Source organism: Pseudonocardia zijingensis, assembly GCF_042657305.1.
In the GTDB taxonomy this organism is placed as follows: Bacteria; Actinomycetota; Actinomycetes; order Mycobacteriales; family Pseudonocardiaceae; genus Pseudonocardia; species Pseudonocardia zijingensis.
This window is the reverse complement of record NZ_JBHSKO010000024.1, coordinates 55,507-69,959: the sequence shown is the minus strand read 5'-3', so window position 1 is coordinate 69,959 and position 14,453 is coordinate 55,507. Positions and strand designations below refer to the sequence as shown.

14 protein-coding genes are annotated in these 14,453 nt (G+C 74.7%); 10 read left to right on the top strand and 4 right to left on the bottom strand.

All coding sequences use genetic code 11. The annotated features are described in order from the left end of the window. The first annotated feature begins 68 nt into the window (after window positions 1-68). The 3 genes from pafA to ACFPL3_RS33055 all read left to right on the top strand — a co-directional run bounded on the left by pafA (window position 69) and on the right by ACFPL3_RS33055 (window position 3,512). Window positions 69-1,430, top strand: coding sequence for a Pup--protein ligase (gene pafA, locus ACFPL3_RS33065; RefSeq protein ID WP_343942748.1), 1,362 nt, complete (start codon window positions 69-71; stop codon window positions 1,428-1,430). A gap of 112 nt (window positions 1,431-1,542) precedes the next feature. Next, a complete protein-coding gene (locus ACFPL3_RS33060) occupies window positions 1,543-2,559 on the top strand; it encodes a helix-turn-helix transcriptional regulator (protein WP_379590085.1) in 1,017 nt (338 codons plus the stop codon). Beyond that, window positions 2,556-3,512 carry a helix-turn-helix transcriptional regulator gene (locus ACFPL3_RS33055; RefSeq protein ID WP_379590083.1) on the top strand — a complete coding sequence of 319 codons (957 nt, stop codon included), beginning with the start codon at window positions 2,556-2,558 and terminating at the stop codon, window positions 3,510-3,512. The genes ACFPL3_RS33060 and ACFPL3_RS33055 overlap by 4 nt, the downstream gene beginning before the upstream one ends. A 12-nt stretch (window positions 3,513-3,524) precedes the next feature. On the opposite strand, the gene ACFPL3_RS33050 is transcribed toward ACFPL3_RS33055, so the two are convergent. Beyond that, window positions 3,525-4,025 (bottom strand): hypothetical protein, encoded by a 501-nt coding sequence (locus ACFPL3_RS33050; protein WP_343942745.1) that lies wholly within the window; start codon window positions 4,023-4,025, stop codon window positions 3,525-3,527. Window positions 4,026-4,176: 151 nt separating this feature from the next. On the opposite strand from ACFPL3_RS33050, the gene ACFPL3_RS33045 reads away from it, so the two are divergent. The 3 genes from ACFPL3_RS33045 to tatC are packed head-to-tail and all read left to right on the top strand — an operon-like array spanning window position 4,177 to window position 5,710. Beyond that, entirely contained in the window at window positions 4,177-4,374 is a 198-nt protein-coding gene (locus ACFPL3_RS33045) for a hypothetical protein (protein ID WP_343942744.1), read from the top strand. 37 nt (window positions 4,375-4,411) lie between these two features. After that, complete coding sequence (gene tatA, locus ACFPL3_RS33040) at window positions 4,412-4,720, top strand: Sec-independent protein translocase subunit TatA (protein WP_343942743.1); 309 nt, start codon at window positions 4,412-4,414, stop codon at window positions 4,718-4,720. Between the two features lie 9 nt (window positions 4,721-4,729). Then, window positions 4,730-5,710: a twin-arginine translocase subunit TatC gene (tatC, locus tag ACFPL3_RS33035; RefSeq protein WP_343942742.1), complete on the top strand. Its 981-nt coding sequence runs from the start codon at window positions 4,730-4,732 to the stop codon at window positions 5,708-5,710. A gap of 9 nt (window positions 5,711-5,719) precedes the next feature. On the opposite strand, the gene ACFPL3_RS33030 is transcribed toward tatC, so the two are convergent. Both ACFPL3_RS33030 and ACFPL3_RS33025 read right to left on the bottom strand, forming a co-directional pair. After that, on the bottom strand, window positions 5,720-6,466 hold the full coding sequence (locus tag ACFPL3_RS33030; protein WP_343942741.1) for a TSUP family transporter: 747 nt from the start codon (window positions 6,464-6,466) through the stop codon (window positions 5,720-5,722). Between the two features lie 55 nt (window positions 6,467-6,521). Continuing rightward, window positions 6,522-7,088: a TetR/AcrR family transcriptional regulator gene (locus tag ACFPL3_RS33025; protein WP_343942740.1), complete on the bottom strand. Its 567-nt coding sequence runs from the start codon at window positions 7,086-7,088 to the stop codon at window positions 6,522-6,524. 57 nt (window positions 7,089-7,145) lie between these two features. Here ACFPL3_RS33025 and ACFPL3_RS33020 point away from each other — a divergent pair, with 57 nt between their 5' ends. After that, window positions 7,146-8,102 (top strand): DsbA family oxidoreductase, encoded by a 957-nt coding sequence (locus tag ACFPL3_RS33020; RefSeq protein WP_343942739.1) that lies wholly within the window; start codon window positions 7,146-7,148, stop codon window positions 8,100-8,102. Between the two features lie 7 nt (window positions 8,103-8,109). On the opposite strand, the gene ACFPL3_RS33015 is transcribed toward ACFPL3_RS33020, so the two are convergent. After that, window positions 8,110-8,445, bottom strand: a complete 336-nt coding sequence (locus ACFPL3_RS33015; protein WP_343942738.1) for a pyridoxamine 5'-phosphate oxidase family protein — start codon at window positions 8,443-8,445, stop codon at window positions 8,110-8,112. A gap of 218 nt (window positions 8,446-8,663) precedes the next feature. Here ACFPL3_RS33015 and ACFPL3_RS33010 point away from each other — a divergent pair, with 218 nt between their 5' ends. The 3 genes from ACFPL3_RS33010 (at window position 8,664) to ACFPL3_RS33000 (ending at window position 14,396) form a co-directional block, all read left to right on the top strand. Next, the gene (locus tag ACFPL3_RS33010; RefSeq protein ID WP_343942775.1) at window positions 8,664-11,423 is read left to right on the top strand and encodes a DEAD/DEAH box helicase; all 2,760 of its coding nucleotides are present in this window, start codon (window positions 8,664-8,666) and stop codon (window positions 11,421-11,423) included. 88 nt (window positions 11,424-11,511) lie between these two features. After that, on the top strand, window positions 11,512-13,173 hold the full coding sequence (locus tag ACFPL3_RS33005) for a DUF4333 domain-containing protein (RefSeq protein WP_343942737.1): 1,662 nt from the start codon (window positions 11,512-11,514) through the stop codon (window positions 13,171-13,173). Between the two features lie 2 nt (window positions 13,174-13,175). Beyond that, the gene (locus tag ACFPL3_RS33000) at window positions 13,176-14,396 is read left to right on the top strand and encodes a GNAT family N-acetyltransferase (RefSeq protein WP_343942774.1); all 1,221 of its coding nucleotides are present in this window, start codon (window positions 13,176-13,178) and stop codon (window positions 14,394-14,396) included. Window positions 14,397-14,453 lie beyond the last annotated feature (57 nt).

Sequence of the window (14,453 nt, the reverse complement as noted above, 5' to 3'; positions counted from 1 at the left end):
ACGACACGAGACGAACCAGTCGGTCGCAGTCGTAACACGAGTCGCCTCTCTCCGCTTACGCTTGCCGGATGCAGCGGCGGATCTACGGCGTCGAGACCGAGTTCGGGGTCACGTGCACCTTCCACGGGCAGCGGCGCCTGTCGCCCGACGAAGTTGCGCGTTACCTGTTTCGCAGGGTCGTCTCGTGGGGCCGTTCCTCGAACGTGTTCCTGCGCAACGGCGCCCGCCTCTACCTCGACGTGGGCAGCCACCCCGAGTACGCCACGGCCGAGTGCGATTCGCTCGCCCAGCTCGTGTCGCACGACAAGGCGGGGGAGCGGATCCTCGAGGACCTCCTCGTCGACGCCGAACGCCGGCTGGTCGACGAGGGCATCGGCGGCGACATCTACCTGTTCAAGAACAACACCGACTCGGCGGGCAACTCCTACGGCTGCCACGAGAACTACCTGGTCGCCCGGGCAGGGGAGTTCTCGCGGATCGCCGACGTGCTGCTGCCCTTCCTCGTCACCCGCCAGCTGATCTGCGGGGCGGGCAAGGTGCTGCAGACCCCGCGGGGCGCCGTCTACTGCCTCTCGCAGCGTGCGGAGCACATCTGGGAGGGCGTCTCCAGCGCCACCACCCGGTCGCGGCCCATCATCAACACCCGCGACGAGCCGCACGCCGACGCCGAGCGCTACCGCCGCCTGCACGTCATCGTGGGCGACTCCAACATGTCCGAGGTCACCACCCTGCTCAAGGTCGGGTCGGCCACGCTCGTGCTGGAGATGATCGAGGCGGGCGTGCAGTTCCGCGACTTCACCCTCGACAACCCGATCCGCGCCATCCGCGAGATCAGCCACGACCTCACCGGCAGGCGCACCGTGCGCCTCGCGGGCGGGCGCGAGGCGAGTGCGCTGGACATCCAGCGCGAGTACCACGCCAAGGCCGTGGAGCACGTCCGCACGCGCGGCAGCGCCGACCCCACGATCGCGCGCGTGCTCGACCTGTGGGGCCGCGCGCTCGACGCCGTCGAGAGCCAGAACCTCTCGCTCATCGACCGCGAGATCGACTGGGCCATCAAGCACCGGCTCGTCGAGCGGTACCGGGAGCGCAACGACCTCGACCTCGCCAGCCCCCGGGTCGCACAGCTCGACCTCGCCTACCACGACATCCGCCGCGGCCGTGGCCTGTTCGACCTGCTGCAGCGCAAGGGCATGGTCGACCGCGTCACCGACGACGGCGAGATCGAGGCCGCCAAGGACACCCCGCCCCAGACCACCCGGGCGAAGCTGCGCGGCGACTTCATCGCCGCCGCCCAGGCCGCGGGCCGCGACTTCACCGTCGACTGGGTGCACCTCAAGCTCAACGACCAGGCCCAACGCACCGTGCTGTGCAAGGACCCGTTCCGGGCCGTCGACGAGCGGGTGGAGCGTCTGATCGCCTCGCTCTAGGGGCTTCGCCCCCCGTGAGTGGATACGAGTGCTGGAGCACTCGTATCCACTCACGGGGACGGGTCCGGCCGGTCGGCCACGGCGAACCGCCCGCCGGTCGTACGATGCCGAGGTGTCCTCTGCCCGGGCCGAGCGGCTGGTGAACCTGGTTCTCTGCCTGCTGTCCACCCGGCAGTACCTCACGGCGGAGCGGATCCGCCAGATCGTGCCCGGGTACGCCGACGCCCGGGGCGACGAGGCCTTCTTCCGGATGTTCGAGCGTGACAAGGCCGAGCTGCGCGAGCTCGGCGTGCCGCTGGAGACGGGCAGGCTGTCGAGCTTCGACACCGTCGACGGCTACCGCATCGCCCGCCAGGACTACGAGCTCGGCGACATCGACCTCGAACCCGATGAGGCCGCGGCCGTCGCGCTGGCGGCGCGGCTGTGGGACTCGCCCGAGCTCGCCATGCCCGCCCACGGCGCGCTGGTCAAGCTGCGGGCCGCGGGCGTCGAGGTCGACGAGGAGCAGGGGCGGGTGCAGCCGCGGGTGCGCGCCCCCGACCCGGCGTTCGCGCCGCTGCTCGCCGCCGTGCAGGCCGGGCGGGCCGTCACGTTCGACTACCGCCGCGGCGGGGTGGGCGGCCCGATCCAGCGGCGCACCGTGGAGCCCTGGGGCGTCGTGTCCTGGCGGGGGCGCTGGTACCTGTGCTGCTACGACCGCGACCGCGCCGCGCCCCGCTGCTTCCGCGTCTCGCGCATCCTGGAGCCCGTCACCCCGATCGGGCCGGCCGGTGCCGTGCAGGTGCCCGCGGACGTCGACCTGATGGGCATGGTCCGCCAGGGCGTCGACCCGCCGCCCGCCACCGACACCGCCCGCGTCTGGGTGGCCGACGGCCGCGCCCACGGCCTGCGCCGCCTCGGCCGGGTCGTCGGCAGGCACGTCCACGGCGGACGGGACGGCGACGAGATCGAGCTGGAGCTGCGCACCGTGGAGACCCTGGCCCGCTGGGTGGCCGGGCACGGTCCGGACGTCGCCGTGCTCGGCCCGCCGCGGCTCGCCGCCGCCGTGCGTGCCACGTGGGCGGCGTCGTCGGCGGCGCACGCCACCTCGGAGGCCGCGCGGGCGGCGTCCCCGTCGGGGGCGGTGTGAGCGCCGGCGGCGCCACCGAGCGGCTGCCGCGGCTCCTGTCGCTCGTGCCCTACCTGCTGGCGCGACCGGGCGTCCCGGTGGCGGAGGCGGCGGCCGACTTCGGGATCTCGGAGAAGCAGCTGCGCCGCGACCTGGAGCTGCTGTGGATGTGCGGGCTGCCCGGCTACGGGCCCGGCGACCTGGTGGACCTGTCGTTCTCCGGCGACACGGTCACCGTCACCCACGACGCCGGGATGCGCCGCCCGTTGCGGCTCACCACCGCGGAGGCGACGGCGCTGCTGATGGCGCTGCGCACGCTCGCGGACGTGCCGGGCGTTGCCGACACCGAGGCGGTGCGGCGCGCGGCGGCGAAGGTGGAGCGCGCGGTGGGTGACGCGGGGCTCGCGGGCGTGGCGATGGACGCTCCTTCACGGGAGGAGGCGGCCACCACCGCTGCGGTGCGCGAGGCGCTCGCGGGCGGGCGGGCCCTGCGGATCGTCTACTACACGGCCGGGCGCGACGCGGTCTCCCAGCGCACGATCGACCCGATGCGCCTGCTCATCGTCGACGGCCGCGCCTACCTGGAGGCGTGGTGCCGCCGCGCCGAGGGGGTGCGGCTGTTCCGGCTCGACCGGGTCGAGGACGTCGCCGTGCTCGACGAGCCCGCGGCGCCGCCGCCCGATGCCGAGCCCACGGACGTGTCGGAGGGCCTGTTCCGCCCGAGCGCGGAACACCGCTCCGCGGTGCTGCAGCTGGAGCGCGAGGCCCGCTGGGTGGCCGAGTACTACCCGGTGGACGAGGTCGTGGAGCTCGGCGACGAGCGGCTGCGGGTGCGGCTGCGCTACGCCGACCCGGCCTGGCTGGTGCGGCTGGTGCTGGGCCTCGGTGGCGGGGTGCGGCTGCTCGAGCCGCCGGAGCTGGTGGCCGCCGTCGCCCGGCGGGCGCAGGAGGCGCTGGCCGCCGGGGACGTGTGACGGGCCGCCGGTCTACGACTCCGACTCGCCGGTCGTGGGCACCGCCGTGCCGTCCGCGCGCAGCGTCAGCCGCACGAAGGGGTACTTGGAGCTGATGCAGCCCTGGCCGGGCACGCAGTTGTCGACCCTGGCCTTCTTGATGCTGGTGACCTCGCGGGCCGGGGTGCGGCTGACCGAGTCCTCGATCACGGACTCGAAGGTGGCGAATGCGGAGGCCTCGGTGAACCGGTGCTCGCGGTCGTCGACGCTCACCACGTGGGTGCCGTCGGTGCACCACGAGAGGCTGTGCGTGAACTTGTAGAAGGTGTTCCCCACCAGGGTCTTCGCGTGGTGGGTGCCCGAGGCCTCGAAGCAGCGCCTGCCCTCCTGCGCAGGAACCGGCCCGGCAGTGGGGGCGGCATGTGCCGCAGGCGCGACCGCCACCGAGATCGCGGCCGACACCAGCGCGGTCGCCAGGGCAGTCAACGGTGCGGTCACCGCGGTGGTGCGGGCGCGGCGCGTCGTGCGTGTCATTCCCGGTCTCCCTCCTCGGGTGCCGGTCGACCTGGCCGCCCGGCACGTCCACTCGCGGGCACGACGGTGCCCACCGGCGCGCCGGGGGTCGAGGAAGAGTTCTTCCGGCTCGGGGGGCGGTACGGTCCGCAGCGAGCAGGGAGGGGTTCGGGTGATCGCGCTGGTCGTCGTCGGGGTCGGGGTGGTGCTGCTGGTGCTCGTGGGTGCCTGGCTGCTGTCCCGCGTGCGCCGGTTCGCGAAGGCGCGGTCGGCGCTGCGCGCGGCCGTGCAGGAGCGGGCGGCCACCCTGCGGGACCTGCGCGGCGAAGTGGCGGCGCGGGCCGGACGGGCCCGTCACCCGAGCGCGTAGACTGCGTGCGACCTGACGTCAGCGGAAGGACGGATTCATGGTGCCGGGTGGCTGGGAATGGCTGATCATCATAGCCGTGCTGCTGCTCCTCTTCGGCGCGAAGCGGCTTCCTGACATGGCGCGGTCCATCGGTCAGTCGGCCCGAGTGTTCAAGGGCGAGATGAAGGGCCTCAAGAGCGACGAGGAGGCCGGCAAGGCGGGCAAGGCCGACGAGCAGGCGTCGGGGCAGACCGACAAGGCCGACGACGCTCCCGCGGCGCTGCCGCCGGTCGCCGACGCCCCGCAGGGTGCCCAGGGAGCCACCAACGGCACCCGAACGACCCCCCCGAGCAGCGGCGCCAAGTAGTTCGCTGCGGTGGCAAGACTCTCCCCACCCTGGAAGCGCAAGCGCGCGCAGAACCCCGACGGGACGATGTCCCTCGTCGAGCACCTGTACGAGCTGCGCAACCGGCTCACGATCGCGCTGATCGCGATCGTCATCACCACGATCTTCGGCTACATCTGGTTCGCCGTGCCGTTCTTCGGCCTGCCGAGCCTCGGTGACGTGCTGAAGGCGCCCTACTGCGCCCTGCCGGACTCGTCGCGCGCGGTCTTCACGGCCGACGGGTCGTGCACGCTGCTGGGCACCGGTCCGTTCGACCAGTTCGCACTCCGCCTCAAGGTCGGCGCCACCGCGGGTGTGGTGCTCGCCTGCCCGGTGTGGCTCTACCAGGTCTGGGCGTTCATCGTGCCGGGGCTGCACGCACACGAGCGGCGCCACGCGCTGTCGTTCGTGTCCGTGGCCTCGGTGCTGTTCGTGGCGGGCGCCGTGCTGGCCTACGCGGTGATCACCCAGGGCCTGGCCTTCCTGCTCACGATCGGCTCGGAGATCCAGACCACCGCGCTGTCGGGCGACCAGTACTTCTCGTTCGTCATCGCCCTGTTGCTGATCTTCGGGGTCAGCTTCGAGCTCCCGTTGCTCGTCGTGATGCTCAACGTCGCGGGCGTCGTCAGCTACGACCAGCTCAAGGCCTGGCGGCGCGGGCTGGTCTTCGGGCTGTTCGTGTTCGCCGCGATCGCCACCCCCGGCCAGGACCCGATCTCGATGATCGCCCTCGCCATCGCGCTGGTGCTGCTGTTCGAGCTGGCCATCCAGATCACGCGCGTCAACGACCGGCGCCGGGCACGCCGCCGCGCCGCCGAGGGCTGGGACGACTGGGACCCCGACGCCCCGAGCCCGATCGACACCAGCCCGAGCGCCATCGACACCGCTCCCAGCGCGATCGACACCACCCCCGGCGCGCTCGACCCGACGCCCGCCCAGGGCGACAGCCGCCGCCTCGACGACGTGACCTGACCCGCCCGGTCACCCGGGGCCGAACAGCTCGACGAGCGCCTGGGCCACGATCGCCGCGGAGCCCAGCACGGCCAGGCCCGCCACGAGCACGCGGGCGCGCTCGGCGGACACGTGGCGGGCGAGGTGGTGCCCGGACACCGCACCCGCGGCGAGCGAGCCGACGGCCACCACCCACGTGGCCGGGGTGAGCGCGGGCCAGCCCTTCGCCGCCACCGACGCGCCGTTGAGCAGCAGGAAGTAGAGCTGGAGCGTGGCGACGAACGAGCGCCCCGTCCAGGCCGTCGACAGGCCGTAGAGGCCGATGGCCGGGCCGCCGACGCCCGCGGTCACGTTCATGAAGCCGGACGCGGCGCCCGCGACGACCGCGCCGGCGGTGCCGTGCAGCACCCGGGCGCGCTCGGTGGCGAGCACCGCGAGGAGCGCCACGAGCACGAGCCCACCCGTCGTGAGCGCGAGCAGCGGGGCGGGCAGGGCCCGCACCACCCAGGCCCCGGGCACGACGGCCACCACCGCGGGCAGGGCCAGCAGCACGGCCTTGCGCACGTCGACCGCCCGCCAGGTCTGCCCCAGCACGATCACGTTGGTGGCGAGGCTCAGCGTGTTGGCGAGCAGCACACCGGTGAACGGGCCGAGGAGCAGCACCAGAAACGGGGCGCTGACCAGGGAGAAGCCCAGCCCGCTGATCCGCTGGGTGCCCGCGCCGACGAGAACGGCGGCGCCGAGGAGGACCAGGTCGAGGACACCGGGTTCCGCCATGGCACCTCCCCACCGGAGTGCGCCGAGCATGGCGGGTTCGCGGCACCGCCGCTGCTCAGGGCGTTCCGGGGGTGGCGGTGAGCAGGTGCCACGTGGCCGTGGCGGTGGACGCGGCCGACCGGGTGCCGTCGGCCGCGCAGTGTGCGATCACGCCCGCCAGCGCGCCCGCGAGGTACGCGGCGTGCACGGGGAGGGGGATGCCGTCCGCGGATGGGCGGGCGCCCGCGGAGAAGCGCTCCACCAGCGCCTCGGTGAGAGCCTCCCGCAGGCGGGTGGCGAACCGCGCGCTGCCCTGCGGCCCGAGCATCCGGCGGTAGAGGTCGGCGTGGGCGCACACGTGCTCGAACAGGTCGACCAGCGGAGCGGGCGCACCGCCGCGGGGTGCGTCGAGCGGGCACAGGGCCGCTGCTCCCGCCACGGTGGCCACGGCGTCCTCCATGGCGTCGGCGAACAGCGCGTCGAGGTCGGGGTAGTGCAGGTAGACGGTGGCCCGGTTGACCCCGGCCCGTTGGGCGACGGCCGACAGCGTGAGCGTGGCCGGCTCGCCTTCGCCGGCCAGTGCGAGCGCGGCGGCGCGCAGGCTCGCGCGGGTGCGGCGGGCCCGAGGGTCGTCGGCAGGCATGCACGCACTCTACGACATGTGTCGTTTAGACGACATGTGTTGTGTAACGTGGCCGGCATGCGAATCGAGGTCTGGGCCGATGTCGTGTGCCCCTGGGCGTACATCGGGAAGCGCAGGCTCGAGCGCGCGGTGGCCGCGCTCGGGGAGCCGGTCGAGGTCCGGTGGCGGCCCTACCGGATCGACCCGGCCGCGCCCGTGCCCGCCGAGCCGCTGGCGGGAGCGCTGAGCGACCCGCTCGTCGAGGACGCCCTGCGCGTCTGCGCACCCGACCTCACGCCGGCGCAGAACCGGCTGCGGGTCGCCGGGATCGCCGCGCGCGAGGGTCTCGGCCCGCCGTGGGGTGCCGCCTGGCGCGCGAGCAGCCACGACGCGCACCGCCTGATCGCGCTCGCCGAACCGGCGGGCGTGCAGGACGCGGTGGTGGAGGCGCTGCTGCGGGCCCACTTCGTCGACGCCGTGGACATCAGCGACCGGGAGGTGCTCGCCGGTGCCGTCGGGGACGTCTTCCCCGAGGGCCCCGCGCTGCTCGCCGGGCCGGCGGGCGAGCAGCGGGTGCGCGAGCTCCTGCTGGAGGGCCGGGCGCGCGGCATCCGGACCTCGCCCACCCTCGTCGCCGGCGATCGGGCACTGGCGGGCGCCCAGCCGCCGGAGGTGATCCGCGACTTCCTCGCCGGAGGCGACGCGCGGCGTCCCGTGCCCGCCGAGGTCGAGCGCTACCGGTGGGCCGAGTCGCTGCTCGAGCAGCGCGACCCGCTCGGTGCGCTCGAACTGCTGGGGCCGTTGCTCGCCGAGCACGGCGACGACCACGCGGTGCGCATGCTGGCCGCCCGCGCCTGGTACGCCTCCGCCCAGCTGGAACGGGCCCGCATCGCGCTCGAGGAGCTCGTGGCCGGCCATCCCACCGACGCGTACGCCCACGTGCTGCTCGGCCGCACCCTGCAACGCCTGGGCCGTCACCCGCAGGCGCAGACCCACATGCAGCTGGGGGTGGCGCTGGAACCCACCTATGCCTGAATCGCCGTCAGGGGCGCCAGTCGAGCACCAGCTCGACCTTGCCCGCCAGCAGCACCGGCGCCGGCTGGACCCGCACCCGCCACGGGTCCAGCCGCAGCGCGGCGAAAGCGGGGCTGCGCGGCCCGTCCTTCCAGGCGTGGATGATCGCCGGGTCGTAGCCGACGGGCTCGGGGGCGGCGGCGAAGCGCTCCCAGAGCTCGGTGCAGGTGTCGTCGTCGGTGTGCAGGGACGCGTGGCAGTGCGCCGAGACCGTGTCGTGCGAGGCGTCCCAGTAGGTCACCGAGACGTACGGGTGCGCGGCGAGGTGCGCCCGCTTCGTCGGGGTCGGGCTGGTGCGACCCACCCGGTGAGGCGCTCACCGTCCCACTCCCACACGGGGTGCAACACGCGGGTCCAGGGGCGGCCCTGCGCGTCGACGGTGGCGACGGTGGCCCAGACGATGCGGTGCGCGATCTCCACGAAGGCCGGGGCGGTATCGGACAACGAGGCACTCATCGGTGAATCGTGACACCCCGGGGCGGCCACCGCGGGTCCCCCCGGCGGGCATGTGGAAACCTGGAGATCGTGGCAAGCAGCCAGCCTGCTCCGGCGGAGGCGTACGCCGCCGCCCGGAGCCGCGCCGCACGTCCCCGGCTCACCGAGTTCGTGCAGACGCTCCCGTTCGAGCTCGACGGTTTCCAGCACACCGCCTGTGCCGCCCTGGAGGACGGCCACGGGGTGCTCGTCTGCGCCCCGACGGGCGCGGGCAAGACCGTGGTGGGCGAGTTCGCCGTGCACCTCGCGCTCGCGCAGGGCCTGAAGTGCTTCTACACGACGCCGATCAAGGCGCTGTCGAACCAGAAGTACGGCGACCTGGTCGAGCGGCACGGCGCCGCGGCCGTGGGCCTGCTCACCGGCGACCAGGCGATCAACGGCGACGCGCAGGTGGTCGTGATGACCACCGAGGTGCTGCGCAACATGATCTACGCGGAGTCCCGGCAGCTCGAGCACCTCGGCTACGTGGTGATGGACGAGGTGCACTACCTCGCCGACCGGTTCCGCGGCGCGGTGTGGGAGGAGGTCATCCTCCAGCTGCCCGACCACGTCTCGCTGGTGAGCCTGTCGGCCACCGTGAGCAACGCCGAGGAGTTCGGCGACTGGCTGGTCACCGTGCGCGGCGACACCACCGTGGTGGTCGACGAGCACCGCCCGGTGCCGCTGTGGCAGCACATGATGGTGGGCAACCGGCTGCTCGACCTGTTCGGCGGGGAGACCGCGGAGGGCGAGCTGCAGGTCGACCCCGACCTCGTCCGCCACACCCGCGAGCTCGACCGGCAGAGCTCCATGACCCAGTGGGACCGCGGCGGCCGCGGGCGCGGGCGCACCGGCCCGCCGCGGCGCAGCGGCTTCCGCCCGCCGTCGCGCACCACCGTGATCGACCGGCTCGACCGCGCCGGCCTGCTCCCGGCCATCACCTTCGTGTTCAGCCGCGCGGGCTGCGACGCCGCCGTCGGCCAGTGCGTGCGGTCCGGGCTGCGGCTCACCACCGAGGACGAGGCCGCCGAGATCCGCCGCACGGTCGACCGGCGCACCGCCGAGTTGCCCCAGGCCGACCTGGGCGTGCTGGGCTACTGGGAGTGGCGCGAGGCCCTCGAACGCGGCATCGCCGCCCACCACGCCGGGATGCTGCCCGCGTTCAAGGAGACGGTCGAGGAGCTGTTCGTCCGTGGGCTGGTGCGCGCGGTGTTCGCCACGGAGACCCTTGCGCTGGGCATCAACATGCCGGCCCGCACCGTCGTGCTGGAGCGGCTGGTCAAGTTCAACGGGGAGTCCCACGCCGAGCTCACGCCCGGCGAGTACACCCAGCTGACGGGCCGGGCCGGGCGGCGCGGCATCGACGTCGAGGGCCACGCGGTGGTCGTCTGGCAGCCCGGGGTGGACCCCGAGCAGGTCGCCGGGCTCGCCTCCACCCGCACCTACCCGCTGCGCAGCTCGTTCCGGCCCGGCTACAACATGGCCGTCAACCTCGTCGGCAGGCTCGGCACCGACGCCGCGCGCGAGCTGCTCGAGCTGTCGTTCGGGCAGTTCCAGGCCGACCGTTCGGTGGTGGGCCTCGCCCGCCGGATCGAGCGCAACGTCGAGGCGCTCGCCGGGTACGAGAAGTCCCTCGCGTGCCACCTCGGCGACTTCCGCGAGTACGCCGCCCTGCGCAGGCGCGTGACCGAGCGCGAGAAGGCGCTGTCGCGCCAAGGTGTGGCCGAGCGGCGCGAGGCCGCCGCCGACTCGCTGCGCGCGCTGCGCCCCGGGGACGTCATCGCCGTGCCCGGCGGGCGCCGCGCCGGCCTCGCCGTGGTGCTCGACCCCGGCATCGGCTCCGACGGCGACCCGCGCCCGCTCGTGCTCAACGAGGACCGCTGGGCGGGGCGGCTCTCGGCCGCCGACTTCCCCGCGCCCGTCGAGCCGCTGGGCCGCATGCGACTGCCCAAGCGCGTGGACCACCGCGTCCCCCGGGTGCGGCGCGACCTCGCCTCCTCGCTGCGCAACACCGGCATCGTCGCGCCCCCCACCGAGCGGCGCCGCTCCCGCGGCGGCGCCGTCGACGACCCGGAGCTCGCCACGCTGCGCCGGGCCTTGCGCGCCCACCCCTGCCACGGCTGCAGCGACCGGGAGGCGCACGCCCGCTGGGCCGACCGGTACGCCCGGCTGGAGCGCGACACCGAGCAGCTGCGACAGAAGGTGCGGGCCACCACCCACTCCCTCGCCCGCGCGTTCGACCGGATCCGGGCGCTGCTCGGCGAGCGCGGCTACCTCGACGGGGAGCAGGTCACCGAGCACGGCGAGCGCCTCGCGCGGCTGTGGGGCGAGTCGGACCTGCTCACCGCCGAGTGCCTGCGCCACGGCGCGTGGGAGGGCCTCGAGCCGGCCGAGTTGGCCGCCGTCGTGTCGGCCCTGGTCTACGAGTCGCGCCGCGACCACGGCCCGATGCCGCGCGTGCCGTCCGGCGCTGTGTCCGACGCGCTCGCCGCCACGGTGCAGCTGTGGGCGGAGCTCGAGGGCGACGAGCGCAGGCACCGGGTCGAGCGCACCCGCGAGCCCGACCTGGGCTTCGCGTGGCCGATGCACCGCTGGGCGCGCGGCGAGTCGCTCGCGGCCGTGCTCACCGCCGCCGAGCAGAACGGCGTGGAGCTCTCGGCCGGCGACTTCGTGCGCTGGTGCCGCCAGGTCCTCGACCTGCTCGACCAGGTGGTGGGCGTCGCCGGCCGCGACAGCGGCGTCGGCAGGGCCGCTGCCTCGGCGATCGCGACGATCCGTCGTGGCGTGGTCGCGGTGGGTACGGAATGACCGGCCCCGAGGGGCGACCGGCTCTGTGCGCGTTTTCGACCCTGTGCTTTGATCGCCCGACCGCACGTCTCCAGGGGGAAGGCCCGCGATGAGTACGCCACAGGGACCGCAGCCGCCGCACGGGGCGCCGCAGCAGCCGAACGGCGGGTGGGGGGCCCCGCCGGAGGGGCAGCAGCGGCCTGGCGAGGAGACCCGCGCCGTCCCGCAGCACGGGTGGAACTCGCCCGAAACGAGCGAGGTGCCCCGGCAGGAGCCCTCCGGCTCGCCGGAGCCGCCGGCCCAGGCCGACGGCGGGGTCGACCTGTTCACGCCCAAGTCGGAGTCCGGTTCGGGGTCCGGTTCGGCGCCCGCCTCCGAACGCGGACCGGAGCAGCCCGAGCCCGAGTCCCGGCCAGATTCGAGGCAGGAGCCCGGGCCCGAGGACGCTGCGCCGGAGCAGCAGCAGGTGGACGACGACCCCGCGGAGCCCGCCACCACACTCGTCCCCACCCAGAGCGCGGCGCAGGACGAACCCGCCCAGGCACCTGCGCAGCAGCCGGCTCCGCAGCTCAACCAGCAGTCCCTCTGGGGGGCCGCCGACCAGACCCAGGCCGCGCCGCCGTACGTGTCGCCCGAGCAGCACTACGGCGCCCAGCCGGGTCAGCCCGGTCAGCCGGGGCAGTCGAGCCAACCCGGCCAGCCGGGCCAGGCCGGCCCGTCCGGCCAGTCGAGCCATCCGGGCATGCCCGCCCAGGCACCGCAGTCGCAGCAGCAGCAGCCCGCCCAGCCCGGGCAGGGACAGCCGGCCCAGCCGAGTCAGCAGGGACAGCCTGGGCAGCCGGGACCGGAGCAGCCCGGCCAGCAGTACCCGGGCCAGCCGGTCCAGCACACCCAGCCCCAGCAGGCGCAGCCCGGCCAGCAGGGCTCGCCGTACGCCCAGCCGGGGCAGCAGCCCTATGCCGCCCAGCAGGGCCCGTACGGGGCGGCGCAACCGCCAGCGTACGGCCAGCCGCCCCAGGGGCAGCCCTACGGCGCCCCGGGGCAGGCGTACGGCCAGCAGCCCACGCAGGTGTTCGGTCAGCCGCAGTTCGGGCAACAGCCCCAGCAGGGGCAGGCCCAGTCCAGCCAGGGCCAGCCAGGACAGCCCCAGGCCCAGCCGGGGCAACCGGCGCCTGGTCAGCCCGGCCAGGCGGGCCAGCCCCAGCCGGGACAGGCGCCGCAGCCGTTCGGGCAGTCGCCGTACGGACAGCCGGGCCAGCAGCCCTACGGGCAGGCGCCGTTCGGCCAGCAGCAGGCGGGCCAGCAGTCGCCGTGGGCGCCGCCGCAGCAGGGCGGCTGGGGGCAGCCCGGCGCCCAGCCGCAGGCCCCGCAGTGGGGCGGCGGCCGCCCGGACGCGCAGCAGCAGTGGCAGCCCGGGTTCCCGGCCTCGCAGGACGCACCGGCGGCGGATGGCGCGAAGAGCAAGATGCCGCTGATCATCGGGGCAGGCGTGGCGGTGGTCGTGCTCCTCGTGGTCGGGGTGCTCGGCTTCGTGAGCCCCGGGTTCTTCACCACGCGCGTGCTCGACGCCGCCGCGGTGCAGACCGGCGTGGAGCAGGTGCTCTCGCAGGACTACGGCCTGGAGGTCGAGTCCGTCACGTGCCCGGACGGGCAGCAGGTCGTGCCGGACGCCACGTTCCAGTGCACGGCGATGGTCGACGGCGACGAGGTGGCGGTCCCGGTCAAGATCACGAGCGCTGACGGCAACTACGAGGTCGGGCGGCCGGCTTGACGGTGGCGCACGTCGTCGAACCACTCGGATCCGACGAGCTGCGCGCAGCCCACACGCTGTTCTCGGCCGCGATCCACCGCGGGCCGGCCGACGACGCCGGCTGGGCCCGGACGTCGCAGCTCTACAGCCCGGGCCGCACGTTCGGGGCGCGCGTGGACGGGGCGCTGGTTGGCACTGCCACGTCGTTCCCGAGCGAGCTCGCGGTGCCGGGAGGGGCGTCGCTCCCGATGGGCGCGGTCACCCGGGTCGGGGTACGGGCCGACCACACGCGGCGCGGCATCCTCACCGCGCTCATGCGTGCCCAGCTGGCCGACGCGGCGGAGCGCGGTGAGCCGTTCACGTCGCTGCGCGCCAGCGAGGCCCGCATCTACGGGCGTTTCGGCTACGGGCTCGCCACCCGCGGTCGCACCGTGCGGGTGCGCGCCGACGCCACGCTGCTGCGGCCCGAGGCACCCCGCGGCGGCACCGTGCGGCTCCTGGCCCGCGACGAGATCGTCCCGGTACTGCGGGACGTGCACGCCCGGATCGCGCTGCGGCGGCCCGGGGGGATCACCCGCACCGACGGCTGGTGGTCCATGGCGGTGGCCCGCCGGGTGGAGGTGGAGCGCGCCCACGTGCTCGCCGCCGTCCACACCGGGCCGGACGGCGACGACGGGTTCGCCATCGCCTACCGCGGGGAGGGCCCGGAGTTCCCCGAGCGCGCCCTCGAGCTGTTCGACCTGCACGCGGCCGACCTGCCCGCCACGGCGGCGCTGTGGCGGTTCCTGCTCGGCGTCGACCTCGTCGAGTCCGTCCAGGGGAACCTGCGCCCGCTGGACGAGCCGCTCGAACTGCTGCTCTCCGACCCGCGCGCGTGCGCCGTCCGCGGCCACGAGGACGAGACCTGGCTTCGGATCGTGGACGTTCCCGCCGCGCTCGCGGCCCGCGGCTACGGGGCGGCCGAGCCGGTGCTGCTCGGCGTGCACGACCCGGTGCTCGAGGCGAACGCAGGTGTGTACCGGATCGCGGACGGGGCGTCGGAGCGGGTCGGCCCGCTGGACGGCCCGGTGCGCCCGGAGCTGGAGTGCACGGCGGCCGGGCTGGCGATGGCCTACCTCGGCGACCGGCGCCCGTCCGAGCTGGTGGCGACGGGGTGGTGGAGCGCGCCGGACCCGGCCGCCGTGCCCCGGGCCGACGCGGCGTTCGCCACCCCCGCCGCCCCCTGGTGCGGCACGTACTTCTGAGCCGGCAGCCAGGCCCACGGTGTGCCAGCAAGGTGGCTTTACTGGCGTAATGCGCCA